Here is a 26,095-nt window from a genome sequence, read left to right on the forward strand (position 1 = left end):
TAATTGAAGAATAGAATCCTATTCTTCCACTTAACAAGTATAACTCAGGGGTGTATTTCTCTTCTATACTCTGAACGGTTTGCACCAACCACCGCTTCTCTGCAACACAAGATATAGAAAATACTGAAGACCCTTCATCGTTACATATAAACAATGACATTACATTATCTTTACCATAAAGCATCGAAAAATGCAACTTTCTCACCTATTATGACGTCTTATGCTATAATATGAGAATCATCCGGAACCGTCTTGGGAGGTAATCTATGACTACTAGATATAATAATGAAGACAACCCACCAAAAAAGCGAAAAATAAGTATTTGGAAAATAGTGAGTCGGATTTTGCAAGTTTCTGTATTGCTAGTTCTTATGGGGGCCTTTTTTGCAGGGGGGGCGGCCACAGGTTATGTTGCCTCACTAGTAAAAGATGACCCTTTACGCTCGCATGATGAAATTAACGATACCGTATTTTCCAACTACCTAACGGGGTTTGCTTATTTTAATGAAAACACCCCAAAGGAAGAGCGATTGATTGGACAACTCCGGGCTGAGGAGGATCGTCGACTGGTCACCAAAGATGAGGTCTCAACACATTTGATTAATGCCATTATTGCTACGGAGGACAGGCATTTTTATGAACACCGCGGTGTTGATCCATCCGGGATTCTGCGTGCTACCGTACAAGATATTACCGGATCGTCTGTTCAAACAGGGGGCAGCACACTCACTCAACAGTTAATTAAACAAACGCTGCTATCGCCGAAAGTCACCCATGAACGAAAAGCGAAAGAAATATTTTTGGCTTTAAGAATGGAAAGAATGTTTTCCAAGGATCAAATATTGGAAGCCTACATGAATGAAATGTATTTTGGACAAAGTGCAAACGGCTCCAATATATACGGCGTACAAGCTGCAGCGAAGGGAATCTTCGGGGTTGATGCGAAGGATTTAAATATTTCACAAGCAGCCTACATAGCGGGCATGCTGCAAGCTCCTTCACGATACATACCATTTGATAAGGACGGATTGGCAGCTGGAAAGAAGCGGCAAGAGATTGTTCTTAATAGGATGGAAGAAAATGGATATATTACACGTGAACAATATGAAGAAGCAATCAAGTATGATATCGGGACCCACCTCGCCCAAAGCAAGCCAAGAGCTTACAGCCAGTATCCTTTCCTGATGATGGAAATCGAGGAGCGGGCTGCAAGAGTGCTTGTTGAAAAAGATTTAAGCAAGGACCCAAAGGCGAAGGAATCATTATCACGTGAAGAATACCGTCAATTGGTTGATAACAAACGAAAAGAAATTCTGCGCGGCGGCTATCATATCTACACGACTATTGATAAAAAGATTTATGAAATGATGACAGAGATTGCAGAAAACCCAGAAAACTTCGGACCAAATCGGACATATAAAGTAACGGTTGGATCTGAAGTAAGAGAAATCAAGGATGCCTTAGAAGAAGTAGGGGCTACTTTAATTGACAACCGAACGGGAGCGATCTTGGGATTTATCGGTGGCCGTGATTTTAAAACCCAACAGGTGAATCACGCTACCCGACCTAGACAGCCAGGATCCGCGATGAAGCCGATTGCAGCCTATGCACCTGCTTTTGAAAAGGGGCTTCTGCAACCGGGATCAGCGATCGATGATGCGCCGATTGCTTTAGATAATGGGGTCGGCAATCCACCTTTCTATCCTTCAAACTGGAATAATAAATTTCAGGGACTGATTACCGTTCGTGAAGCATTGAGGCAATCCTATAATATTCCAGCCATTAAAGCCTACCTCCAAGTGGGTATACCAGAAGCATTGTCTTATGTTGAGCAGACTGGAGTTACAACACTGATCACACCAAAGGATAATCCACGAGTGAATGACTACCAGGCAAAAACCGGGGTTATCGGAGGTTTGACACAAGGACTGACAGTTGAGGAAATTACAAATGCCTATTCTGTCTTCCCGAATCAGGGATCGTTCATGGACGCTTATCTCATTCAAAGGATTGAGAATTCGGAGGGTGAAAAAATCTTCGAAAATCAAATCTCTCCTACCCAGGTATATTCGGAACAGACGTCTTATCTGATCACGGATATGATGCGAACTGTAGTAAGAAGTGGTACTGGAGCTTCCTTGCCGAGATTAATTAAGGGAAATCGTGATATCGCTGGAAAAACGGGAACCACCAATGATGATGTGGACTCCTGGTTTGTCGGGTACACTCCTGAAGTGACTCTTGGAGTATGGGTCGGTTATGATATCCCCTATACCTTAACCAAGTCATCACCACCGAGACCGATACAAATCTGGGGGAAAGTCATGAATGGATTAATTGACTTATATCCCGAGGATTATCCTGAGGATTCCAAGTTTGTACAGCCCTCTGGTGTTGTTCGCAGAGAGATCTGCCGTGTTTCCGGCAAATTGCCTACAGATCTTTGCCGTGAAGCAGGCACAGTAATAACCGAAGTGTTTAATCAAAACTATGTTCCAACTGAATCCTGCGATGTGCATCAACATGCCAAAGTGATTGAATATGATGGCAAAATGTATCTGGCTCAAGATGAAACGCCGGAGGACATGGTGCAAAGCAAGGTTGCCATGAAATCCCCAGATCCACTAGTGATTCCAGATCGTCCAAATTCACGAGTAAACTATACTCCATTAGATGCAAAGGATCGCTTGCCAGATCAAAAGGATCCCCGTCAGGATAACGGGAAAGTACCTGATAAATTATTGAATGTAGAAATAAAAAATGGAAAATTAGTGTGGGGCATACATCCTGAAAATGATGTCGTAGGATACAGGATCTATCGTTCTATCTTTGGATCACCTTTCGAAAAGGTCGGGGTTGTCTTCCAGTCATCTGATAAAGTGTATGAACTGAAAGAACCCGGCATGTACTATATTACCGCTGTCGATGTTGTCGGAAAAGAATCTGAACCGACCGATGCCATAGTATACGGGGATGGAGGGGGAACAGGGCCAAACGAACCTTCTGAACCACAAGATGAGAATGGAGGAGATCCTTTGGATGGGGTACTTCCTCCCGTTTCACCGGAATCCCCCATGGAACCGGGAAATCCGGAAGAGGAATTGACACCACCTAATTTATAGAACCAAAAAAAGAAAAAGGATCCGATCATTCCGGATCCTTTTTCTTATTGTTTAATCTTCCATTGTCGATAAATCGCCTGTCGGTAACCCGAGCTCCCAGGCTTTTAACACGCGTCGCATAATCTTCCCGGAACGGGTCTTGGGAAGTTTATCTTTAACTTCTATTTCCCGAGGGGCTGCATGTGCAGCTAATCCTGTCTTAACAAAGTTACGAATTTCTTCTAATAGTTCTTCCGAGACGGTGTATCCAGCCCTTAAGGCAATGAATGCCTTGATAATCTCACCTCGCACGGGGTCTGGCTTCCCTATTACTCCCGCTTCAGCTACAGCTGGGTGTTCGACCAACTTGCTCTCCACCTCAAATGGTCCGACACGCTCACCGGCTGTCATAATGACATCATCGATCCGGCCCTGAAACCAGAAGTATCCATCTTCATCGACATAGGCGGAATCCCCGGAAATATACCAGCCCTCTATTGCGAAATATTCCTGATATTTGATAGGGTTGTTCCAAATTCGATTCATCATCGATGGCCAGCCCGCCTTAATCGCTAAATTCCCCATGCGGTTTGGAGGAAGTACATTTCCATCATTATCAATAATCGCCGCTGTGATCCCGGGGAAAGGTTTACCCATTGATCCTGGCTTGATTTCCATGGTTGGATAATTGCTAATCAGCTGTGCTCCTGTTTCCGTCATCCACCAGTTATCGTGAATCCGCTTGTTGTATACCTTCATCCCCCAGTGAACAACCTCTGGATTTAAAGGTTCTCCAACGCTGAGCACATGACGCAAACTGGAGAGATCGTATTGTTTCACAATTTCATCCCCAGCACCCATTAGCATTCGAAACGCAGTGGGAGCGCTGTACCAAACGGTTACGCTATACTTTTCGATGGTGGAATACCAATCCTGTGGACTGAATCTCCCACCGCGTATAACATTCGACGCCCCATTTAACCATGGACCAAAAATCCCGTAGGAGGTCCCTGTCACCCAACCCGGGTCAGCTGTACACCAATAGATGTCTTCTTCCTGTAAATCAAGAATCCATTTTGCTGTTTGATAGTGTTGAATCATTGCGTTGTGGACATGAAGAACACCTTTAGGTTTCCCTGTAGACCCTGATGTGTAGTGAAGAATCAGCCCATCCTGACGATCGACCCATTCAATCTCCAACTTATCGCTAGCTTTTGCCATCGCATCACGGTAGGAGACTTGTCCGGTTTGTAACTCCTCTACATTGCCAACTAATATCACATGCTTCAGTTCAGGCAACTCAGTCACAGGTACACGCTTCAATAATTCCGGAGTGGTAATGATCGACACAGCACCGCTGTCCTGCAAACGATCCCTCACCGCCCCCTCCATAAATGCTTCGAAAAGCGGACCTACAATCGCCCCAATTTTGATCGTTCCTAACACACTAACATATAACTCAGGGGTTCGAGGCATAAAGACGAAAACACGATCTCCTTTCTTAATGCCTATCTCCCGAAGCACATTACCGAATTTATTAGACAGCTTTTTCATTTCCAGGAAGGTATACTTCTCATCACGATTTGCATCGCTGTAATATAGCGCTACTTTATTCTTTCTTGCCGTTTCACAATGGCGGTCGATCGCTTCATAAGCCATATTAACTTGTCCCGTTTCATACCAGGAAAATTCCTTTTCTACGTCCTTCCAATCAAAGTTCGAATACGTTTCCTCGTAGTTCACGAGATTGTGCTTTCCGGGGGTAACTGGCAATGTTATCGTTTTCATAAAATCCCTCTCTCCCTCTTCTGGACTTAAATTCCATTCCCTTTAACTATTACCTATTATAACAATATTAACAAATTTTCTCAATTGATGATCAAATTTTACGATTTAACGAAGAGTGTAAAAATCCCCTTCTGTAAAGAACAGGAAATAGATATAATGAAATATAGATGTTAAACAGGGTTCAGACCCCAGTCGAAACTTACTGATACTGAATACAACCCGAAACAGATGGTTTTCTTCCTCTTTGGATTAAATAATTTTGGCAAGTTTCGACTGGAGTCTGACCCTTTTATAGGGGGAATGACCCGTGTTAATAGAAGACATGATGAATCGTAATATTGTCACTGTCAGACCTACTGACACCATACGTTTAGCCATGTTAATCACAGCCCAGCATCGTATTCGTCATCTCCCAGTGATTGACGAGTATGGGAAGGTAGTGGGGATTTTGTCTGACCGCGACCTTCGTGATGCCTGCCCTTCAAAGCTGCAAACCGATGTAGATGACTCCATTTTTCATCGAAAAGTATCGGAAGTTATGCATAAAGATGTGGTTACCGCACATCCGCTTGATTTTGTAGAAGAAGCGGCATACACTCTGTATGAGAATAAAATTGGCTGCCTCCCTGTTGTAGAAGGTGGTTTATTAAAGGGAATAATTACGGAAACCGACATCTTGTATACTTTGGTTGAAATTATGGGGGTCAACCAGCCGAGCTCACATCTCGAGGTTGAAGTAGATAACCGTCCAGGATTACTTGCAGATGTGGCTGCCGTCATTAAACAGCATCAATGTAATATATGCAGTGTACTTGTTTTTCCCGGGAGAACTTTTGGAAAGAAGAATTTGGTGATTCGTGTGCAGACGATCGATCCGCGAAAAATCGTAGCCTCCCTTGAAGAATCTGGCTTTACGATCGTTTGGCCAAGAAATACGGGGGAATGAGTGTGACTTATTTTGTATATAGCCCGGATTTATTGCAATACTCCTTTCATCAAGAGCATCCGTTTAATCAAAAACGGTTGGAGCTTACGCTAGATCTTATTAAAAATCTGAATTTGATCAACTCCTCCCAGATCATCGCACCCCGTTATGCAACGGATGAGGAGCTATCGCTTTTTCATGATCCACAGTACGTGAAAACAGTGCAAAATGCTGATCAGAATAAAGTTGAATTACTCTCCAATTTCGGCTTGGGTACTGAAGACACACCGGTTTTCAAAAATATGCATGAAGCATCCTCCCTCATTGTAGGTGGGACGCTTCGTGCGGCTGAAATGGTAATGTCTTCTATTCAAGGGGCACATGGAGTGAATCTATCCGGAGGACTGCACCATGCTTTTTCAGGACGAGCCTCCGGCTTTTGTGTTTATAATGATTGTGCCGTGACCATACATTATTTAAGAAAAAAGTATGATGCCCGCGTCCTATACATCGATACGGACGCACATCATGGGGATGGTGTCCAGTGGGCTTTTTACGACGACCCCAACGTATTGACCCTTTCTATCCATGAAACTGGAAAATACCTCTTTCCTGGGACAGGTGATTATACGGAAAGGGGCGAAGGACAAGGATTCGGTTACAGCATTAATGTTCCTTTGCAAGCGTATACAGAAGATGAATCTTTTTTGGAGGTTTATCATACGGTCATGACAGAAGTGGCGCGCGGCTTCAAACCGGATGTGATTATCACTCAGAATGGGTGTGACAGCCATCATTTTGACCCACTTACACATTTGTCGTGCTCTATGCGGATCTATCAAGAAATACCGAGATTAGCACATCTACTGGCACATGAGCTTTGTGATGGAAGGTTAATCGCCACGGGCGGGGGCGGTTATGATATTTGGAGGGTCGTACCAAGGGCTTGGACATGGTTATGGGCGGAGATATCGGGGCAAAAATTAGAAAATGTCGCGATTCCGGAGGACTGGATTGCCCGTTGGCAGCCGGAAAGCCCGTTGCCATTGCCAAATACCCTTTTGGATCCCTTGGAAGAACTGCCAATCATGCCGCGCCGAGAGGAAATTACGAGTAAGAATCGGCTAACGATGGAAAAGACGCTTTTGTACTATCCGAAGTTAGGGTAAAAAACCATTTGTGCCTTCTGATCAGAAGGGATCATGCTAGCTAGCTAAGTCCCGAATAATTCTCAAGGACTTTTCTCGTTAAAAGAGTTTCTGAAAAGTCCTTGAGCAGGCGGCCCTACATCCCCTCCACCATTTTAGCAACAATCTGATACGATCTTTCCGAAGCCAAATGGGTAAACTCGGTAAAGTTCACATGTGCGCTGCCATCGGCTTTATCGGACATCGAACGAATGATCACAAAGGGAACCTGATTCATGACACATACCTGGGCGACGGCAGCCCCTTCCATTTCCGTACAATCACCGGATAATTCCTTATGAAGGTTTTGGACCAGCCCGCGATCTGCGACAAATTGATCCCCAGACAGGATCCGCCCGGTAAGGGTTTTCCCCTCCACTACATTCCTGCTGGCCTCTTCAGCCAACTGAACAAGACGTCCATCCGCGCGAAAAATGGAATGCGAAGCAAAAGGGATCTCCCCTTTTCGAAAGCCTAGAGCTGTAGCATCCATGTCATGATGCAAGCACTCGCTAGACACAACGATATCTCCGATTTCCAAGCTGGGATTTAGTGCCCCTGCGACTCCAGTAAAGACGACAGCGTTCACACCAAATTGATCAATCAATATTTGTGTACAGACGCTGGCATTGACTTTGCCAACTCCGGATTTGCAAAGCACAATCTCCTTTTCGCCAAAGGTACCAGAATAATATGTAATTCCTGCCTTTTGTGTTTCCGATACCCCCTGCATGCCTTCCTTGAACAATTGGATTTCTTCGTCCATTGCCCCAATTATTCCAATCATCTCTTCACTCCTTTCCACTAGGAAAGTGGTTTTGTTGATTGTCGTTCTTCAATTCGATGCGGTAGAACTACGATTTGCTCTTCCACTTTTTCTTTATTCATAAATTTGGTCAGAAGCCTCATCGCAACCGCACCAATATCATACATGGGCTGAACAACCGTCGTTAATTTGGGTCTGACCATTTCCGCTAAGCGGACATTATCATAACCAATAACTTCTACGTCACGTGGTACGTTTTTCCCCATGTCCTGTAGACCATGTATTACACCTACTGCCATTTCATCGCTTGCAGCAAAGATCGCTGTAGGTGCTTCAGGTAGAGACATCAGGACCTTCGCGGCTTCCATCCCAGAATCATAGGTAAAATTCCCGTTAAAGATATATTCCTCCCGGAATGGGATCTTCGCATCTTCTAAAGCCTTACGGTATCCCTTAAAGCGAGTTAATCCGCCAAGAGGATCGCTGAAAGGACCAGTAATCATAGCAATGCGGGTATTACCCCCATCAAGCAACCGCTTCGTTGCATCATAGCCGCCCTGAAAATGGTTAATATTTACAGATGGCTGTTCTCCTGTTGTCTCAAGTGTACCCGCTAAGACAATCGGAACAGAGGAGGTATTAAAAACTTCGATATGCTCCGGTTTGATTTCACGTCCCATAAAGACAATCCCATCCACCTGCTTCTCAAGCAGCGTGTTAATTAGGTGTAACTCTTTTTCCAGCCGTTGGTCAGAATCACATAAAATAATATTGTATTTATACATACTCGCTATATCGTCAATCCCTCTTGCCAATTCAGCAAAAAAGGCATTGGAAATATCCGGCATGATGACTCCAACCGTTGTCGTCTTTTTACTGGCCAAGCCACGGGCAACCGCATTCGGGCGGTACCCTAATCGTTCGATGGCAGCCAATACTTTCTTTCGTGTTGTCGGTTTGACATTCGGGTTTCCGTTAACAACCCGGGAAACTGTAGCCATTGAAACCCCTGCTTCTCTAGCTACATCATAAATCGTAATCGGCATACTAAAACCTCCCTTTAGGGCTTCCAATAGATATCCAAAATATGGTTTTCATATTTTCATAAATTTACTGCTATCATACGACACTTTTTGCAGGGGTGCAATATATAATAGGTTCTTTTAGTTTTCACATTCATTGCCTTATACATACAAAAAAGCCTTCCGTGAACATTACATTCACTGGAAGGCTTTTGGCGAACAAAAGTCCTAGATTTGGGACAATTTGGTTGCCCGTAGTTCGGACATAAATTCGTTGAATTGAGGGATGCTTAATTGCTGCTTCGCATCGGATAAAGCTGTTTCCGGATCTGGATGCACCTCAACCATTACCCCGTCAGCACCGATGGCCACTGCAGCACGTGCGGTTGGCAATAAGAGGTCACGACGGCCTGTAGAATGAGTAACATCGACAAATACTGGCAAGTGAGTTTCCTGCTTAAGAATTGGAACCGCAGAAATATCAAGGGTATTCCGTGTAGCCTTTTCATACGTACGGATCCCACGTTCACAAAGCATTACATTGGTATTTCCGTTAGACAAAATATATTCCGCTGCATAGATGAATTCCTCAATCGTTGCAGACAATCCGCGCTTCAAAAGAACAGGGGTGTTCACACGTCCAGCCGCTTTTAGTAGTTCGAAGTTTTGCATATTTCTGGCGCCAATTTGAATGACATCAACGTATTTTGTTGCCATTTCAATATCTGATGGATTGACAATCTCACTAATTACTTTCAATCCAAACTCATCCCCGACTTGGCGAAGAATCTCTAACCCTTCAACCCCAAGACCCTGGAAGTCATAAGGAGATGTTCTAGGCTTGAATGCTCCTCCGCGAAGCACTCCAATTCCTTGCTCCTTCAACGCTTTGGCTACTTCGCGAACTTGCTCAAGACTTTCCACAGAACATGGTCCAGCAATCATTAAAGGATGTCCAGCAACCCCAACCTTTACATCTCCAATTTGCACAACTGTATCTTCCGCTTTTTTCTTGCGGCTAACTAACAATAATTTCTTACTGCTGTCTTGTTGAAGATCCAAACACGCCTTGAAAATTTGTTTGAATAAATGCTGAACAGTACTGTCCTCAAATGGACCATGGTTGTGTTCGGCGATCTGATTTAACATGTGGCGCTCAAATTCCGGGTCAAACTTGTTCGTTCCCTGCTTCCGTTTCACCTCTCCGATCGCTTTTGAAAGAGCTGCCCTCTGGTTCATTAAATCCAATAGTTGAAGATTTAATTCCTGTAACTCTGCACGCATTTGTTCTAAGTTACTCATTTCTCCACCCCTTTGTATTTGCTTGATTACCTGGTATTATAACTTATTCTTAATTTTTTGTCAGTACCAAGAAGTTAACAATTCCACCTCTGAAAAGGCTTACAACGTTGATACTGCAACGCTTAAAAGCGTAAAAATATTTTTTTTCGACACGATTTTGATACTATTTTATCCTACCCGATTTAGAAAGAGGAATTTGTTGAAATTTGACGAAATGATTAAATATAGAAGTTAAGCGTTTTTTAGTCTAAAGGGGTTGTCATCTGTGTCAGAAAAACCAAGCGACCTAATATTTTCTTTGGACATCGGTACACGGAGTGTTGTCGGTGTTCTATTAAAGCAGCAAGAGGACGTTTTTGCTGTAATCGATTTTGAAATAGCCGAACACGACGAGCGTTCCATGCTGGACGGCCAAATTCACGATGTTTTGGAAGTATCCCAAGTGATTAGAACGGTAAAAAGCCGTCTAGAGGATCGGAATGGACCCTTAAAACAGGTTTCAGTTGCGGCAGCGGGGAGATCGTTGAAAACAATCCGCTTAAGTCTCGAACATGCAACCCCGGGAAAGTCCTTACTGAACAAAGACGATGTTCTAAGTCTTGAACTCTCTGCCATTCAAGAAGCACAAAAACAACTGGCAGAACATCATTCGGAAACAGAATTCCACCATTATTATTGTGTTGGATATAGTGTGATCAACTATTACTTAGACGGTGAGATGATTGGGAACCTGATTGATCAAAGGGGTTCTATAGCCAATGTAGAAATTATTGCCACCTTTTTGCCGCGAATCGTTGTGGATTCCTTAATGACCGCTTTAAAACGGGCCGATTTGCAAATGAACACTTTGACCCTGGAACCTATAGCCGCGATCAACATCCTGATCCCTTCTTCCATGCGCAAACTGAATATCGCCTTAGTTGATATTGGAGCAGGGACATCCGACATTGCATTAACGGCCGAAGGAACAATTACTGCCTATGGCATGGTTCCCGTAGCTGGCGACGAAATCACAGAAGCCCTAAGCCAGGCCTACCTGTTAGACTTTCAAGATGCCGAACATATAAAAAGACAGCTTCAAACAGATCAGCCGGTGACATTCACGGACATTTTGGGGATGGAATACACCTCTTCTGTGGAAGAAATGGTAAAGCGGATCAGCCCGGATATTGAGCATCTAGCAGAAAAGATCTCTCACAAAATTTTTGAGCTGAACGGATCTTCCCCGCAGGCCGTCATGTTAATCGGGGGTGGGAGCCTTACGCCAACCTTACCTGAGGTCCTTGCCCAGAAACTCCAATTGCCTGCAACTAGAGTGGCGGTAAGAGGGGCGGATGCGATTAAAAACTTGGTGCTTAACGATTCGTTAAAGGGACCAGAATTTGTTACACCCATTGGAATCGCTGTTGCCGCACAAAGTCATCCAATTAAATATTTGACGGTATCACTGAATGATGAGGAAGTACGGATTTTTGACTTGAAAAAGATCCAAGTGGGCGATGTCATGCTGCATGCTGGAATAAATATAAAGAAGCTTTACGGCAAACCAGGAATGGCCATTTCTGTTCATGTCAACGGAAAGCTTAAATTTCTTCCCGGCACCTTGGGAGAGGCCCCTCATATTATGGTAAACGGCCTACCCGCCCACTTTGACACGGTGGTAAAAAACAATGATGTGATCACTGTTGAAGCAGGACGGGATGGCACATCACCAGATGTGCTTGTACGCGATTTAATCGAGGATATAGGTACATTGGATGTCTATATCAACGAACAGCTTTATTCATTGCCACCGCTCTTTGAACGTAACGAGCAACCCTGTGAAATGACTGAAAAGATACAGGATCGGGACCGGATTCAAATCCGCCTGCCGAGGACTGTACAAGAAATTATCATTGCAGCAAGACGCACCAATTTGCTTGAAACGGTGAAACTCTCATATACACTTAACCAGCGGGGAAAAACGGCCATCCTAAGAAAAGCCAAACTGTACGTGAATGATAAAGAGGCGTCGCTAATAAGTTCCGTTTCCCAGAATGACCGCATCACGGTAGAAGAGATCTCGATGATGGAAAAGCCTACCCTTTCTTCGTTACTTTCCGAAGAGGAGCTCGTTTCCCTTTCCATGAACGTTACCTTTAACGGGATGCCGCTGCAATTACCGATTATCAAAACAGAGCTGTTCGTCAATGGGAACCCGGCTGTTCCTGAACAGTTAATAGAAGATGGAGATTCCATTGAATTTAAGGCGAGTCCGCCTGTCACCCCCATCTTTAGTGATGTGTTTCGATATATTGATATCGATCTTGGTAAACCGGGACCCTCAACCCAGATGAAAACGTGCATCAATGGAGAACCCGCTCATTTTCATAGTGAACTAAAAGAAGGTGATCAACTAGAATTAATCTGGGAATAATCATTACCTTCTTCCATCCAGTTTGGGGTCCATTGCATCTCGCAAGCCATCCCCAACAAAATTAAAAGCAAGAACGGTTATAAGGATCATCAGACCTGGAAAAAAGGGGTACCATGGCGCCATCACCATAATGGACAGACTTTGGGCCCCTTGTAGCATATTCCCCCAACTCGGTGTAGGCGGCTGGATTCCAAGCCCAAGAAAGCTTAAACCGGACTCCGCTAAAATCACCCCACCCACCCCAAGTGTTGCCGCGACAATGATCGGACCAATGGCATTAGGAAGCATATGAAATAACATAATGCGCAGATTAGACATCCCTATACTCTTGGCAGCCCAAATATATTCCTCCTGTCTAATTTTCAGAAATTCACCGCGGACTAGCCTAGCCGTTCCTGTCCAACCAAGTAAAATAAAAACGATGACGATATTCGTGAGGCTGGGCTCCAGCAAGGTGACAATGGTAATCAGCAAAAAGATGGATGGGAAAGCATTCACTAAATCAACCATCCGCATCAATATATTATCCACCCATCCCCCGTAAAAGCCGGCCATTGCTCCAATCATTGTCCCGACAAAGATCCCACCTAAAACCGAAGCGAAACCAACTAACAAAGAAACCCGGGCTCCATAAAATACCCTACTAAAGATATCCCGTCCATATTCATCTGTACCGAACCAATGCATAGATGATGGGGGTTGAAGCCTCTCCATTAAGTTCTGGGCAGCTGGATTATGAGAAACAAGAAAAGGAGCAAAAAGAGAGCCGAAGATAATCACCACCAATGCTAAAAACCCAATAACAGCTAATTTATTCATACAAAATCGTTTGATCGTGATCTTTAAAAAGCTTTGATCGCTTCGATCTTTTCGGGTTGATTCATGAACAAACGCATGAAAAGGAATTTTCTCCAACTTCTTCCCTCCCCCTTCCTCTGTGGTTTGTGGACCACGCTAATTTGCTTTGCTTTCTACTCACAAACCATATGGTTTACTTATAATCGATTCGAGGGTCCAGGACGGCGTAAAGAATGTCGGCCAACAGGTTCCCAAGGACAACCAACATGGCGGAAAAAGTTGTAATCGCCATGATCACCGGATAATCCCTTTGAAAAACGGCGTCCAAGAAAAGCAATCCGATCCCTGGATAAGAAAAAATCTTCTCCACTATCACCGCCCCGCCAAAAAAAGAAGGTAAACTTAAGCCAAATACCGTAATCACAGGAATCAGACCGTTTCTTAATCCATGTTTATAGACAACCACCCATTCCCGCATCCCTTTTGCCCGTGCTGTTTGCATATAATTTTGTCCAAGGACTTCCAACATACTGGCCCTGGTATAGCGTGTTAAGCCTGCTAGGTCAGCTGTACCAAGCGTGATCGCAGGAAGAATCAAGTGTTTGAGTTGATCTAAAGCACCTGAGTCTGTCGATAAAAAACTAGCAATCCCACCAGCCGGGAAGATATTCCAGTAAACAGAAAATAACATGACCAACAAAAGTCCCAACCAAAAATTGGGGGTTGCTAGTCCTAAAAAGGCAAAAAATGTGGAGGTGTAATCAACCCAGCTATTCTTCTTTTTGGCGGCCAAAATCCCGATGGGAATGGATAATAAAGCTGCAAAGCAAAAAGAAGTGCCCATTAACAATAGGGTCTGGGGAAGCCGCTCCCAAATAAGATCCATTACAGGGACTTTGCGAATGAAGGATGTCCCCCAATCTCCTTGGATAAAGTGAAAGAGCCAATTAAGATATTGAACCCAGGGAGGCTGGTCCAGCCCTAGGGCGGCCATCATTTTCTCCCGGTCTTCCGGTTTAATCTTCGGATCCATCGCCAAATCCGTAGGCCCACCTGGGGATAAATACATCATAAAAAAGGAGACAAGAGTAATCCCGAATAGCAATGGAATGGCCTGCAGCAATCTTTTTAATATATAAGCTTGCACCTTCTCGACTTCTCCTTTGCTCTCAAGTTTCTTCTTTTCCATCCTATGAAGAAGTGGACAAGAATAGAAGAAAAGAAAAAAAAGGGGTCAGACCCTTGTCAAAATTTGTCGAATTAGTTAAGTAACCATAACCCCTATAAGTTTTATATAGGAATATTTATTCGACAAATTTTGACAAGGGTCTGACCCCCGATATACGATATGAAGATTTCTTATTCATAGGTCCAACGATAGATTTGATCCAAAGCCCCGGCCGGATGCTTGGTCATCCCCACCAAGGTCGGCGGATAGGCCCTGATTTCATTTGTATAATACAAAAAAGTATAAGGCTGCTCCTCAGCAATGATTCTCTGAAATTGAATTAAGATTTCTTTTCTTTTGTCCTGGTTCAGTTCCCGGACATTTTTCTCAAGCAGCCGATCCACTTTCTCATTTCGATAGGAAATAAAATTCAACCCGGAAGCAATCTCTTTACTATGCCAAATCGCCGTTGGATCTGGATCAACACCTAAAGACCAACCAAGAATGATCGCCTCAAACTTTTTTGTATCCACATAATCGTTGACGAAGGCGCTCCATTCCATAAGCCTGGGCTTGGCCTCTACACCAATCTCCGCCCATTGTTCCTGAACAATTTGCGAGACCATTTCCCTGGTCTTATTTCCCTGGTTTGTCATTAGGACAAACGAAAATTCCTTGCCATCCTTCTCCAAAACCCCATCTCCGTCCGAATCTGTCCATCCTGCTTCAGCTAACAGTTGCTTGGCTTTTACCGGATTAAATTCGTACTTTAGCAAATCCTCACTAAAGGCCCAACTTAATGGTGAGCCATGGGTATGTGCCACTTGCCCCTGTCCTTCCAAGACAATATCCACAATCTGCTGTCGATTAATTGCATATGTCAATGCTTGGCGAACCTTTTGATCCTGAAACAACGGATTTTGCAGGTTGTATCCGATATAGGTATACGCCAAAGAGGGCTGCGAAACCAACTTGATTTTCCCTTGCTCTTCAAACAACCGTCCAACAGCGAGGTCTGTTGCTGGTATTCCCATCATATCGATCCCCCCTGCCTGGAGTTGAATCAATTGGGCATTCTGGTCAGGGACAATGCGGAAATACACATGCTGAATGGCAGGCTTTCCCAAATGGAACCCGTCATAGGCATCCATCTGAATGAATTGTCCATCCTTCCATTTCTTAAACACATAGGGACCCGTTCCAATTGGAGATTTTGTATTAAACGGATCCTCGGCAAGTTTTTCGGCGGGGACATCTTTTAATAAGTGACGGGGTAAGATGGCGTATGCACAGACGCTTAAGAATGGTGCATAGGGCTCTTTTAAGGTGAACTGAACAGTGTAACGGTCAATGGCACGGATTGACTTAATCTGTTCAAAATCAGAGCCCCTGGGCCCAGCATATCCCGGCTTTTTCGGAATCATATAAGAAAACACAACATCGTCTGCTGTGAATTCGACTCCGTCGTGAAACTTGACCCCTTTTTTTAGGTGAAAGGTCCAATTGTACCCATCCTCCGAAACATCCCAGCTTTGAGCCAGATCGGGTTGCGGTTTTAATTTTTCATCAAAGGTAACCAGGCCGTTAAACAACAAAGATTCAATTTGAGAGCTTGCTGAATCTGCAGAAAAATAGGGGTTGAAAAGTGAGGGGGATCCGATTGTACCGATCACCAAATGATCAGGAGATCCTTTCCTTGATGCCCCATGGACTGATGTTGGGTAGGCCTGCTCATGGACCACAAGAACCATCAAAAATAGAAGGATGAGGATAGGAAAAAAAGGATTCATTCGTTTCATCAACCAAAACTCCTTCTTCTATCGGTTTGTGTTCAACGTCGATTTGCCCCACATATACAAACCATAAGTTGTCCTTTAGGGCCTTCCACCCTATCTTTTCCTCATATAGAAGAAAAAAAAACGAACGGAAAACAAAAACCCCCGTAGGGAGGTCCTAGCTTTAATATTTTGCATTGACTCGTTCACAATCTGGACAAGTGGCAATCCTTCCCACATTTCCAAATTCATCTTCCACGATATATCCCTTTAAAACTTCGGAATCACAGTATAGACATTCAGAGCGAAAATCCATATCCGCACTCGCTTTCCAAGAATAAGGTCGAAAGGTTTGTCCTACATGAATGGAGAAAACATGAGTAGTTCCACCATCAATTAACCGATCTGCATTTTCCATAATAGACCTCCTCGTACGAATTAAGGTATTGCAGCTATAGACCTCATTATTGCCAACTTTTTTTACATCCAAACTAAATTTTCTAAAAATAATTACTTTGAAAGCAAAAAGTCCTGAAAAAATGGTGGGATTTTGAAACTTGACCAGGAAATCAGATATACTTAAAGCGAAAAATATAGAGGAGGCCTGCTCGATGATCGATTCACGGATTGAAAAATTAGCAGATGTGCTAGTCAACTATTCTACAAAGGTGCAAAAAGGGGAAAATGTACTGATTGAGGCATTTGGCATTGATAATGCATTGGTTAAAGCCCTTGTTCGTCAGGTCCATCAAGCCGGCGGTCACCCCTTTGTAAACCTGCGAGACCATCAGGTCACGAGGGAATTGCTATTAGATGCAACGGAAGAGCAAATCAAGTCCTGGGCGGAATTCGATGCAAAACAGATGGAGATGATGCAGGCTTATATCGGCGTCCGTGGTGGACACAACATTTATGAAACCTCTGATGTCCCTGAGGAAAACATGAAGTTGTACAACAAACTCTATAATCACAAGGTCCATTCTTCGATTCGCGTGAAGAAGACCAAATGGGTTGTCCTGCGTTATCCAAATCCGGCCATGGCTCAGCTTTCCAAAATGAGTACAACGGCTTTCGAAGATTTCTATTTCGATGTCTGTACGATGGATTATGGAAAGATGTCCAAAGCGATGGATGCCTTGGTAGCATTGATGGAGAAAACAGACCGCGTCAGATTAACCGGAGGGGATACGGATTTGACCTTTTCTATTAAGGGGATCCCTGCCATTAAGTGTGATGGCCAACTAAATATTCCCGATGGAGAAGTGTACACCGCGCCCGTTCGCGATTCTGTAAATGGCGTCATCTCCTATAATACCCCTAGCCCTTATAACGGGTTTGTCTATGAAAATGTAAAATTGCGCTTTGAAAACGGGAAAATTGTAGAAGCCACCGCAAACGACACCGAGCGGATTAATAAAATTTTTGATACGGATGAAGGAGCACGCTACATCGGGGAATTTGCAATCGGAGTAAATCCCTTTATTGAGAATGCTTTTGGCGATATTCTCTTCGACGAAAAGATTCACGGAAGCATCCACTTTACACCTGGTCAATGTTATGATGAAGCCTATAACGGCAATCAATCGGCCATCCACTGGGATATGGTGTTGATCCAACGGCCGGAATTTGGCGGCGGAGAGCTCTATTTTGATGATGTACTGGTGCGAAAAGATGGACGTTTTGTGGTGCCCGAGCTGGAAGCGTTGAACCCGGAGAATTTGAAGTAAGAGAAATGGTAAAGCAACTTTAGATATTTGTACCCGCCCAAATTACAAGCAGCCTCCCTTGTCTGTTCATATATTATACGAAGAACCCACTAGTCATTGATGAACATCGACGAAGGAGGCCAGGCATCTTGAAGAAAAAACAAATGTTGTACCGAAAGCTTTCAGGTGCCGCTTGTGATCACCCTGGAAACTATTTCGTTCCGATTGTGGAAAGGGCGAAACATAGTGTGATTTCTATAGAAACTAAAGATAAATCAAACAGCAGCCGACAAAGCGATTTTCTTTTTTCCTTTCTTTTCCCGCAAACGGAGAATTCTTTAAGTTCAACAAAAAGCTTTGGAACAGGATTCATCATCCATCCGAATGGGTATATTTTAACAAGTGAACATGTGGTTCACAGTGCCGAGCAAATTTACGTAAAATTATACAGTGGCGAGCAACGGCAGGCAAAAGTGGTTTGGTCTGATGAAAAAAGAGATTTGGCAGTCTTGCAAATCCCCACCAAAAGACCGCTAAAACCCCTTCCTGTTGGCTCATCCGAAGCGAGCAGAGTAGGTGAATTCGTGATCTCGGTAGGAAATCCCACAGAAACACATTGGAACATTTAAAAAATAAAATATAGCAGAAGTTAATTCTGCTCTGATTGCGGATTCTGAAAGGTGTAATAAATGGTAATATCATATTCTTTAGTATCTTTATAAAATAATACTTCAACCTTGTCAATAAGTTTGATTAAAATAAGACGCTTCTCTTCAATATCTTTGTTTTTGATGTCGATTATTTCATGAAGATGTTTCTTGAATTTTTCAATTCTCTCCTTACTGGAAATTTGGGTTGAGTTTTTCTGTTTGGAGAGAATTAACTTTTCAGTCAAAATATTTAGTTCATTTGCGTATTTAGTATTCAAATTTTTAAATTGCTGATCCGTAATATCACCATCAATATTTTTTTCCAACAACTTGTCCATTTTGTCTGTTAAGGCATTAATTTTTTTCTCAAGTGTATTGATTTCTTTCTGTGAATTATTCCCACTCACAGCTATTGATGATGAATATTTTTGAATAAGTTGATCTAATATTTCCTCATGTTGATATAACTCCATTAGATCACCTAAAATATGAGATTCAACAGTATCCATTCTTATATTTCCATTGTCACAATACTTCTTTCCTTTTTGTTGATAAGTTAAGCAATAATATCTTGGTTCATATCCTTCTCTCCGTTTTACGGTCATACCTTTTCCACATTTAGCACATTTAATAAGACCAGATAATAAAGCATACTCCTGTTTAATACCTCTATTTCTGGACTTAATATCTCTTAGTCCATTTACCTTATTAAACAACTCCCTGCTAATGATTGCTTCATGAGCATTTTCCTTAACTACCCATTTTGACTCGTCATTAGGTTCTTGTCCAACAAAAGTATCCTCTCTAGTTTTATTATATCTTTCTGGTTTTTTATATGGTAATTCCTTTTTACTTTCCATGTTAAATATAACATCACCAGCATAAGTTCTATTTGAAATGATATATTGGATTCTTCTCCCCCTCCAATCTTTACCCCCAGGAGACGGAATGCCTTTTTCGTTGAGATGTATAGCTATATTTCTAAAACCTGTTCCTTGCTCATACAGGGTGAATATCTCTTTCACAACTTCTGCCTTTGCTTCGTCTATTACAAGTTTCTTTGAATTACTATCATATTTATATCCATATGGAGGATTGGGTGCAATATTCCACTCACCCTTTCTTGCCTTTTCAAGTTGGGTGTATTTTACACGATCGGCAATTTTCTTGGATTCCATTTCAGAAAACATCAGATACATTGTAATACGTGAGGTATCTAATTTACCCGTACCTGTTCTTTGCTCCATGGAATCAAAACCTTCTTCAACTGTGATAACCCTTACATTATGACGGTCTAATAATTTAATTAAACCCAACCCTTTTTCAGTATCACGATAAAAGCGACTTACACCTTTCATTATTATACATTGATATTTACCACTAAGAGCGTCATTAATTAATTCCTTTACTTCTGGTCTATTTAAGTCATCTCGACCAGTTCCAGTATCCACTTTGGTATCAACAACATCAAGTTCTAATTTTTTTGCTTCGGTACGGCAAGTTTCAATTTGATTTTCAATAGTTTCTTTTTGACCAAATTTACTAGTTGATTTTCTTGCATATATACATGCCTTCAATACAAAAAGCACCTCCCTTTAATAATTTTTACCATATTACCTAAGGCGTTTCAATGGGTATAGTGGACAATTACCTCTTATTTAACAAAACAAGTAATTGCTGCTCTAAATAATCTTCTAATTTAAATTGATTTAAAAATACACGTTTTACATTAACCTTTGGTTCTACCCGTTTTCTCATTTCCCCACTCCCCATATATTTTTTTTATGTATATGAAGCATCTAATTTGTCCTACAACAAAAAAGACCCACTCGAATTAATGAGCAGATCTTTTATAAACGATTATTATTATGTATAATAAGAACAAACATTCCTACATGCTAAGGAGCATCACCTATGCAATTTCCATCCGAACAGGAACAGAAATCTATCCTAAATCACATCTTACGTCCTTTTCTACTCACTATCTTGGAACGTGATAAGAAGGTCATTGAACAATCCGGTGTAAAGTTTAAATCACCCTATATAGATTTAATGAATCAAGCAATTAAAAAGATTGAACAAGATATCATCCAAAATAAAAAATTATTAAGACAGTACGGTATAAGGATTTATTCAGAGAATCAAACTGATTCTGGCATTGAAGTTAAGTATACTTTTAAAAATTTCCACCATTTATTCAACCCATCATTCGATAAAATCAAATCTGAGGTAGAAAAAATGATGAAAGAATATTTAAAATAAATGAAGGAATTATTAGAATTATGTCGAATCAATTATGGTGAAATAAATAATAATCGAAAGGGGATATCCTACTAATGTCCACAAAACTAAATATCGAAAAAATGTGCCAAGCCTACCGTTTACTCTACACCATTGAAACAATGCTTCGAGAGTACATTGATGAGACATTTACCAAGCAACATGGTCTATATTGGTATCATCGTCCATCTATCCTCAAGATTAATCTCCCCAATTGTCGCTACATCGAATTAATCCACATCATAAGGAAATTCTCTTCTTTAAACGCAGCATTTACAGATTACCAACTTGAAGAACTAACTCGTTTAAATAAAGTCAGAAACAAGGTTTGCCATATGCAACATATCTCTGACGAGGAGTATTCTTTGCTGGTATCTTGTTATTTATCTGTTCTAAAGTGTTGCGGTGATAGGTTAAAAATGAAATCTACGTCCTAAAACCAAAATATTAAAAATTAATAATATAATAGGAGATTATACAAATGAAAAAGTCTACAAAAGTATTAGTTGTCGCAGGTGTTGTTACAGTAATTTTTGGATTTGGTACAGTCGTAGGAAGTGCAGCAAGCGATTGGATTACACAGGTTATTGGAGATGCAAATACAAGATTAACTAACAAGAAAGCCGAAAAGGTTTATCAATTGGTGGATCGTATGCAAGAGGATGTAAGTAACGCAGTACAAATTAAAACATCAAATATTATTGCAGAAAAGGAAGACTACATAGAAGCAGAATTGCAAAGATATTATGATGAAAAAATAAATAATGCTACAAATACTCCAGAGTTCCAGCAAGCGCAAGAAGAGATTGATAGTATTGTTGACAGAGTTATAGAAGAGGGTAAGAGTTATTTAGATAAACAATTTGCAGGAAATTAAAATTGGAGGGTTAATGATGAGCATTAGTAAAATTAGGACTTTACTTTATGGAACCGCTAAACTCCTTGGGGATATCAACGCTGTTAGAAGGGGAACTATAGGCAAACGTATTGGCAAAAGAATTGTTGGAAAGTTCATGGGTAGATTGCTGGGTAAATTCTTTAAATAAAACAAAAAAAAAAGGGCATACCACTCAGCGATTAAGCCAAATGATATGCCCTCTGTTGTTCGTTTTTCACATTATAAGCCATTTTAAACCCAAATGATGTGATTACACTACATTCATATTACCACTGTTTTTTCTTCCTTTATTCTGTGGTTTTCTTCCTCATTTTGTACCAAATACACACCTTTTTTCGCAAGATGGAATGCCGAACGTTTTCTTTTAATCGGCACCTTGTATTGCATCCCTTTTAACTTACCAAACTTCCAATATTCAGCCATGATTTCAAAATCGTTGTAATATCTTCGAATACTTTTCATGATGTCCTTATTCTCTGTATACAAACAATAATATTCGTTATCTAATTTCCATACGTCTGTCATTTAAATTTCCTCCAAATAAAAAAGGACACATCCACATAAAATGGATTGCATCCCTTTATCCAAACTTTGCAACTACACTATCACCTTCTGTTAATACCCTCGAATACGAACCAAATGGGTTTCCAACATACACCTGATCACCAAGGAATACCTCACTTGCAGACAGATACAAAGCAGGAAAGCTGCCATTGCTAATACTACTTATCTTTGAAACCGCTCCACCACTTGAATATAAGGTAATTTCCTTATCTGGATTACTCATACTTCCTAATTTAATGGAGTTTATTGCAGTAAAATCACCTGCTGTAATTTGATTAGCTTTTATTTCCCCTGTGTAAACGTAATTACTTCCAATAGTTGTAAATCCTTTTCCCACAAGTTGATTATTCGTATTATCAGCATTTGAAGGTGGTTTACTACCTTGAATCTGTGTATAGTCTGGAGCCGAAACATTCCCCCATGAAATAGATCCACCTGTCATAGAAATATTTCCTGCAACTGTAACATTCCCATCAGAATCAACTGCAAAGGTAGTATTCGTTCCATTCTTTACTGTTGTTCCTTTTATTTCAATATTAGATGCTTGTAATTTCCCAAGTATCGTATTAAATTTACTAAAATCAATCGTCTTTGACATTGCATCAATTAGGACATCCCCATCATTCTTAATAACAATTTTATTTGCCTGTAATTCCTCAGCAACTAACTTTCCCTCATTGTTAACTAAGAAACGATCCAACCAATTTGCTCCATCAGGATTATACTGGATTTTGAATCCTTCCGTGGCGTTCATGGTTGTTTTAACTTTATTGTCACTCCGATTAACAACAATTCCGTCAGTGGTATCAATTCTAATTCCATTACTATAATTTTTATTTAATTCAACTAGGCTATTTTTAAATGTAGGATCTAATTGATCTTCAGGAAGCCCACCTTCAATAGTTAATGATGTTCCTCTTATTTTTACTCCTGTACTATCAACAGTAAATGTTTTATTATTTTCATTATCACTGGCATCAATAATTAGGTTTACACCAGCCAAAATTTTCCCAAAAACCCTTTCCCCCACCAAACCTCGCGAGGTCAGAGCATTTTTCCAGGTGTTTGAACCGTCATTGGAAATAGCAATTATACCATGCTGCATAATTACCATATTGTTAGGATCTTGGCTATCTGTAATGGTAATTCCCTTTCTGCTAATTTCAACTGATTCATTGACGCCTCCCTGAATCGTTCTTTTATTTGCATTCCAGATTCCGTTAATCAATTCATTTATTTTACTCGTATTTCCCTCTGCCTTGTCCCATTTAAACTTATCCATATTTACAGATGAAGAAGTTGAAATGGTTTTAAATAGATCTCTTAGGAATCGTTCCTCGTCAGATAAAATATCCTGCACATTAGCAATGGTTAAGCTAATATTTCCTTCTTCGAAATCATATTTAATTTGAACAATTTTTGCTTCGACATTAATATTCAATTTCTCATGTTTTATCGTCACAATATCTGCCAAATTAATTTTATCGTGGTTATATTGCTCAGTAACCATTTCAAGTAGATTTATGATATCCAGATTGATAATGGTTCTAGGAACCCTCACTTCATCAAAACGTTTAAGGGCTGCCTTATACAACTCTTCTTCTGCTGTGCAATTATTATCTAAAAACTCTTGTTCAACAATAAATTGATTCCGTTCAATAATCTGCTCAGGAGTAAAATTATTCTCGATTGAAATTGCATTCCTTATAGTTGAAATTTGATTTACTACATTGTCAATTTCCGTTTTAACGTTATCTATTTCACTTTGCTTTAAATTAATTTCATCTAGTTTTGTATTCTTTTGTGAAATTAAAGAAGAGGTAGGCTGTTCAGTGGCATTAGCAGTTGATAATTGATCCTCAATTTTGTTTAATTCATCATTTAGTTGTACCAATTCATTTTCCTTAGTTTCAAGCGTTGCCTCTAAGGAATCATATTGGCTTACTAAATTTTCAAATTCAGATCTCTTACTTTCCACTAATTCTTCATAGTCTAGGAGAGCATGAGCAAGTGAATCACTCATGTAGTCACTGGATTGAATAACATTGTAGTTTTCATCTCTTTGGAATGGATAAAGGAAGAAGGCGAAGTTTTCTAAATAAGACGTTCCAGTGGGATTTAATTTTGAAATGGTTAATCCGTCACGTCCAAATACTTTTAAGCGAGTGCAAATTTCGTCAGTGTCTATTTCCCGATTGATTGTTTTTAGATAATGGCCATAGGATATTTTTAATCCCCTATTTTGACCAATGTTTTCAGACTTATAAAGAGAAATCCTTCTATTTTGAGTATCAAAGATAGGTAACGCTTGGAAAGTTTCAGCAATATCAAAAATAAATTCTAAGACACTTGAACTTGATATATTAAAGGATCTAAGTTTTAAATCAAAATCAGCATCCACATAATTTATATTCCATATTGTTGAATTTAAAGCTTCAGACAATACCTGAGTTGCAGTTTTGGATTCCACATTATAATTGTGGATTTTCTTATCCGCCAATTCATAGCAAAGGCTAAAACAATTAACCCTTTTATAATCTGAATCCTCTTCCATGTTGTCGGATGGTTTCCTAATGATGTACCATTCCACATATTCACCAAAAACAAATTTAATGAGATATCGTTCCCGAATTAGGTCAACAGATGGATTCCTCTTTATTTGATTGTTTATCTCAATTTCATAATCTAAAGAAAATGACAATTCATTTATCGACCCTAATTTAACTGTTTGTCGAATATCAAAGGCATCAGTTAATTTTGCAATAATTGCCCGATTAGGTTTACATAAAAATAACTCCGGTTTAGTGATTTGCTTGTCTAAATCTATATACCCTAACAAACAATTCCCTCCTTTCTATCCCTGAATAGTTCTAAATCTATAGCGGAATTTTAATTGACAATTCCCATAAACTTTTAAGCGATTCACTCCACGATATAGTGAAAGGTATTGGTTATTAAAATTTTCATAACGATAGGTTAATGGGAGATCTGTTTCTATATACTGGTTTTCATTATGAACATATACTGTTTCACTATCTGCTAAGGATGAAAATTTAAACTCCATAGATCCATCACTTTGATTTACAATTGAAATGTCACCCATCCCCACTTTATAAATAAAAAGTTCTGGTTCACATGGCATATCTCCGTAATTTGTAAATATTAATTCTGTACCTTCAGTTGTATTGTTTGAAAAGTCATGAACCGTTTCATAAATGGGTGAATAACTCCAAGGTGCATCACACCTCCAGGTCATTGTTACATAGCCCTGCCTGAGTCCATTGTGTATTAACTGTGAGGATTCCACTGGTAATGCGTAAAATATTCGATTTATATTATTACTAAAAAATAATGGTTGGTAATAGGTCTGTTCACTTAACCATCTAGCAACAGAACGAATTTCTGATTCATCCCAATTGTCTTCAAAAATAAATGACATAGGAAATGTTAATGGAAAACGTTCAATACCCATATAGTAAGGTTTATCGTTCCCACGAATTTTTACTTCTTTAATCCGCTGCTCCGATAGAAAAGGCTCTTCCTGTAATCCAGAGCCAATTATGATATTTCTAATCCCGTAATCACTACTTTTCTCACCTGCATAGGAAAAATAATCTGCTTCTAAAATTGCCATTCTTTCACCTTCTTTCAATAAAAGAGAGTAGGGGTGGTCATTACTGACCCACCCCTCTCAATAAACCGTGCATGCGGACCTACGCACACGGCTTTGACACTACATATTTCTTACG

General features: G+C 40.7%; 21 protein-coding genes and 1 other annotated feature (1 of these 22 cut by a window edge). Of the genes, 9 read left to right on the forward strand and 12 right to left on the reverse strand.

The features are described 5' to 3' along the window. Positions 1 to 147, reverse strand: a binding site (T-box leader) (it extends 32 nt beyond the left edge of the window). Positions 148 to 266: 119 nt separating this feature from the next. Further along, complete coding sequence (locus J2Z37_RS14295) at positions 267 to 3,122, forward strand: transglycosylase domain-containing protein (protein ID WP_209810950.1); 2,856 nt, start codon at positions 267 to 269, stop codon at positions 3,120 to 3,122. 51 nt (positions 3,123 to 3,173) lie between these two features. On the opposite strand, the gene acsA is transcribed toward J2Z37_RS14295, so the two are convergent. After that, complete coding sequence (gene acsA / locus J2Z37_RS14300; protein ID WP_209810951.1) at positions 3,174 to 4,889, reverse strand: acetate--CoA ligase; 1,716 nt, start codon at positions 4,887 to 4,889, stop codon at positions 3,174 to 3,176. A 307-nt stretch (positions 4,890 to 5,196) separates the two neighbouring features. Between acsA and J2Z37_RS14305 the strand changes: the two genes are divergently transcribed. Both J2Z37_RS14305 and J2Z37_RS14310 read left to right on the forward strand, forming a co-directional pair. Then, positions 5,197 to 5,835, forward strand: a complete 639-nt coding sequence (locus tag J2Z37_RS14305; RefSeq protein WP_209810952.1) for a CBS domain-containing protein — start codon at positions 5,197 to 5,199, stop codon at positions 5,833 to 5,835. Next, on the forward strand, positions 5,832 to 6,983 hold the full coding sequence (locus J2Z37_RS14310) for an acetoin utilization protein AcuC (protein ID WP_209810953.1): 1,152 nt from the start codon (positions 5,832 to 5,834) through the stop codon (positions 6,981 to 6,983). The genes J2Z37_RS14305 and J2Z37_RS14310 overlap by 4 nt, the downstream gene beginning before the upstream one ends. A 115-nt stretch (positions 6,984 to 7,098) precedes the next feature. Here J2Z37_RS14310 and J2Z37_RS14315 read toward each other — a convergent pair whose 3' ends face one another. From J2Z37_RS14315 to J2Z37_RS14325, 3 genes are all read right to left on the reverse strand, one after another. Continuing rightward, complete coding sequence (locus J2Z37_RS14315; RefSeq protein WP_209810954.1) at positions 7,099 to 7,788, reverse strand: 5'-methylthioadenosine/adenosylhomocysteine nucleosidase; 690 nt, start codon at positions 7,786 to 7,788, stop codon at positions 7,099 to 7,101. 17 nt (positions 7,789 to 7,805) lie between these two features. Continuing rightward, on the reverse strand, positions 7,806 to 8,813 hold the full coding sequence (gene ccpA / locus J2Z37_RS14320) for a catabolite control protein A (RefSeq protein ID WP_209810955.1): 1,008 nt from the start codon (positions 8,811 to 8,813) through the stop codon (positions 7,806 to 7,808). Between the two features lie 204 nt (positions 8,814 to 9,017). Then, positions 9,018 to 10,091, reverse strand: coding sequence for a bifunctional 3-deoxy-7-phosphoheptulonate synthase/chorismate mutase (locus tag J2Z37_RS14325; RefSeq protein WP_209810956.1), 1,074 nt, complete (start codon positions 10,089 to 10,091; stop codon positions 9,018 to 9,020). 265 nt (positions 10,092 to 10,356) lie between these two features. On the opposite strand from J2Z37_RS14325, the gene J2Z37_RS14330 reads away from it, so the two are divergent. After that, positions 10,357 to 12,507 (forward strand): cell division protein FtsA, encoded by a 2,151-nt coding sequence (locus J2Z37_RS14330; protein ID WP_342453829.1) that lies wholly within the window; start codon positions 10,357 to 10,359, stop codon positions 12,505 to 12,507. Between the two features lie 3 nt (positions 12,508 to 12,510). Here the strand turns inward: J2Z37_RS14330 and opp4C are convergent, their stop codons facing one another. From opp4C to J2Z37_RS14350, 4 genes are all read right to left on the reverse strand, one after another. Further along, positions 12,511 to 13,422, reverse strand: coding sequence for an oligopeptide ABC transporter permease (gene opp4C, locus J2Z37_RS14335; RefSeq protein ID WP_245203811.1), 912 nt, complete (start codon positions 13,420 to 13,422; stop codon positions 12,511 to 12,513). 76 nt (positions 13,423 to 13,498) lie between these two features. Then, the gene (locus J2Z37_RS14340; RefSeq protein WP_209810985.1) at positions 13,499 to 14,452 is read right to left on the reverse strand and encodes an ABC transporter permease; all 954 of its coding nucleotides are present in this window, start codon (positions 14,450 to 14,452) and stop codon (positions 13,499 to 13,501) included. 212 nt (positions 14,453 to 14,664) lie between these two features. Further along, positions 14,665 to 16,272, reverse strand: coding sequence for a peptide-binding protein (locus J2Z37_RS14345; RefSeq protein ID WP_209810958.1), 1,608 nt, complete (start codon positions 16,270 to 16,272; stop codon positions 14,665 to 14,667). A gap of 160 nt (positions 16,273 to 16,432) precedes the next feature. Next, a complete protein-coding gene (locus J2Z37_RS14350) occupies positions 16,433 to 16,666 on the reverse strand; it encodes a hypothetical protein (protein ID WP_209810959.1) in 234 nt (77 codons plus the stop codon). 193 nt (positions 16,667 to 16,859) lie between these two features. On the opposite strand from J2Z37_RS14350, the gene J2Z37_RS14355 reads away from it, so the two are divergent. Further along, positions 16,860 to 17,975 (forward strand): aminopeptidase, encoded by a 1,116-nt coding sequence (locus tag J2Z37_RS14355; RefSeq protein ID WP_209810960.1) that lies wholly within the window; start codon positions 16,860 to 16,862, stop codon positions 17,973 to 17,975. 128 nt (positions 17,976 to 18,103) lie between these two features. Next, on the forward strand, positions 18,104 to 18,583 hold the full coding sequence (locus J2Z37_RS14360; RefSeq protein WP_209810961.1) for a trypsin-like peptidase domain-containing protein: 480 nt from the start codon (positions 18,104 to 18,106) through the stop codon (positions 18,581 to 18,583). A 20-nt stretch (positions 18,584 to 18,603) separates the two neighbouring features. Here J2Z37_RS14360 and J2Z37_RS14365 read toward each other — a convergent pair whose 3' ends face one another. Further along, positions 18,604 to 20,181 (reverse strand): recombinase family protein, encoded by a 1,578-nt coding sequence (locus J2Z37_RS14365; protein ID WP_209810962.1) that lies wholly within the window; start codon positions 20,179 to 20,181, stop codon positions 18,604 to 18,606. A gap of 337 nt (positions 20,182 to 20,518) precedes the next feature. Here J2Z37_RS14365 and J2Z37_RS14370 point away from each other — a divergent pair, with 337 nt between their 5' ends. The 3 genes from J2Z37_RS14370 to J2Z37_RS14380 all read left to right on the forward strand — a co-directional run bounded on the left by J2Z37_RS14370 (position 20,519) and on the right by J2Z37_RS14380 (position 21,930). Continuing rightward, on the forward strand, positions 20,519 to 20,866 hold the full coding sequence (locus tag J2Z37_RS14370) for a YhjD family protein (protein ID WP_483413497.1): 348 nt from the start codon (positions 20,519 to 20,521) through the stop codon (positions 20,864 to 20,866). 499 nt (positions 20,867 to 21,365) lie between these two features. Further along, positions 21,366 to 21,761 carry a hypothetical protein gene (locus J2Z37_RS14375; RefSeq protein ID WP_209810964.1) on the forward strand — a complete coding sequence of 132 codons (396 nt, stop codon included), beginning with the start codon at positions 21,366 to 21,368 and terminating at the stop codon, positions 21,759 to 21,761. Positions 21,762 to 21,777: 16 nt separating this feature from the next. Then, on the forward strand, positions 21,778 to 21,930 hold the full coding sequence (locus J2Z37_RS14380) for a hypothetical protein (RefSeq protein ID WP_209810965.1): 153 nt from the start codon (positions 21,778 to 21,780) through the stop codon (positions 21,928 to 21,930). A 113-nt stretch (positions 21,931 to 22,043) separates the two neighbouring features. Here J2Z37_RS14380 and J2Z37_RS14385 read toward each other — a convergent pair whose 3' ends face one another. The 3 genes from J2Z37_RS14385 to J2Z37_RS14395 are packed head-to-tail and all read right to left on the reverse strand — an operon-like array spanning position 22,044 to position 25,980. Then, on the reverse strand, positions 22,044 to 22,307 hold the full coding sequence (locus tag J2Z37_RS14385; protein ID WP_209810966.1) for a hypothetical protein: 264 nt from the start codon (positions 22,305 to 22,307) through the stop codon (positions 22,044 to 22,046). 55 nt (positions 22,308 to 22,362) lie between these two features. Beyond that, positions 22,363 to 25,185, reverse strand: a complete 2,823-nt coding sequence (locus J2Z37_RS14390) for a phage tail spike protein (protein WP_209810967.1) — start codon at positions 25,183 to 25,185, stop codon at positions 22,363 to 22,365. Between the two features lie 15 nt (positions 25,186 to 25,200). Next, entirely contained in the window at positions 25,201 to 25,980 is a 780-nt protein-coding gene (locus J2Z37_RS14395; protein WP_209810968.1) for a phage tail domain-containing protein, read from the reverse strand. Positions 25,981 to 26,095: the final 115 nt, after the last annotated feature.

Origin of the sequence: Ammoniphilus resinae (assembly GCF_017873965.1) — a bacterium.
GTDB lineage: Bacteria > Bacillota > Bacilli > Aneurinibacillales > RAOX-1 > Ammoniphilus_A > Ammoniphilus_A resinae.

What these genes read in the sequence shown, in the direction of transcription:
- J2Z37_RS14295 (WP_209810950.1), top strand. Translation starts at nt 267, where the DNA reads ATGACTACTAGATATAATAATGAAGACAACCCACCAAAAAAGCGAAAA.
- acsA (WP_209810951.1), bottom strand. Translation starts at nt 4,889, where the DNA reads ATGAAAACGATAACATTGCCAGTTACCCCCGGAAAGCACAATCTCGTG.
- J2Z37_RS14310 (WP_209810953.1), top strand. Translation starts at nt 5,832, where the DNA reads ATGAGTGTGACTTATTTTGTATATAGCCCGGATTTATTGCAATACTCC.
- J2Z37_RS14315 (WP_209810954.1), bottom strand. Translation starts at nt 7,788, where the DNA reads ATGATTGGAATAATTGGGGCAATGGACGAAGAAATCCAATTGTTCAAG.
- ccpA (WP_209810955.1), bottom strand. Translation starts at nt 8,813, where the DNA reads ATGCCGATTACGATTTATGATGTAGCTAGAGAAGCAGGGGTTTCAATG.
- J2Z37_RS14325 (WP_209810956.1), bottom strand. Translation starts at nt 10,091, where the DNA reads ATGAGTAACTTAGAACAAATGCGTGCAGAGTTACAGGAATTAAATCTT.
- J2Z37_RS14345 (WP_209810958.1), bottom strand. Translation starts at nt 16,272, where the DNA reads ATGAAACGAATGAATCCTTTTTTTCCTATCCTCATCCTTCTATTTTTG.
- J2Z37_RS14350 (WP_209810959.1), bottom strand. Translation starts at nt 16,666, where the DNA reads ATGGAAAATGCAGATCGGTTAATTGATGGTGGAACTACTCATGTTTTC.
- J2Z37_RS14355 (WP_209810960.1), top strand. Translation starts at nt 16,860, where the DNA reads ATGATCGATTCACGGATTGAAAAATTAGCAGATGTGCTAGTCAACTAT.
- J2Z37_RS14370 (WP_483413497.1), top strand. Translation starts at nt 20,519, where the DNA reads ATGCAATTTCCATCCGAACAGGAACAGAAATCTATCCTAAATCACATC.
- J2Z37_RS14375 (WP_209810964.1), top strand. Translation starts at nt 21,366, where the DNA reads ATGAAAAAGTCTACAAAAGTATTAGTTGTCGCAGGTGTTGTTACAGTA.
- J2Z37_RS14380 (WP_209810965.1), top strand. Translation starts at nt 21,778, where the DNA reads ATGAGCATTAGTAAAATTAGGACTTTACTTTATGGAACCGCTAAACTC.
- J2Z37_RS14385 (WP_209810966.1), bottom strand. Translation starts at nt 22,307, where the DNA reads ATGACAGACGTATGGAAATTAGATAACGAATATTATTGTTTGTATACA.
- J2Z37_RS14395 (WP_209810968.1), bottom strand. Translation starts at nt 25,980, where the DNA reads ATGGCAATTTTAGAAGCAGATTATTTTTCCTATGCAGGTGAGAAAAGT.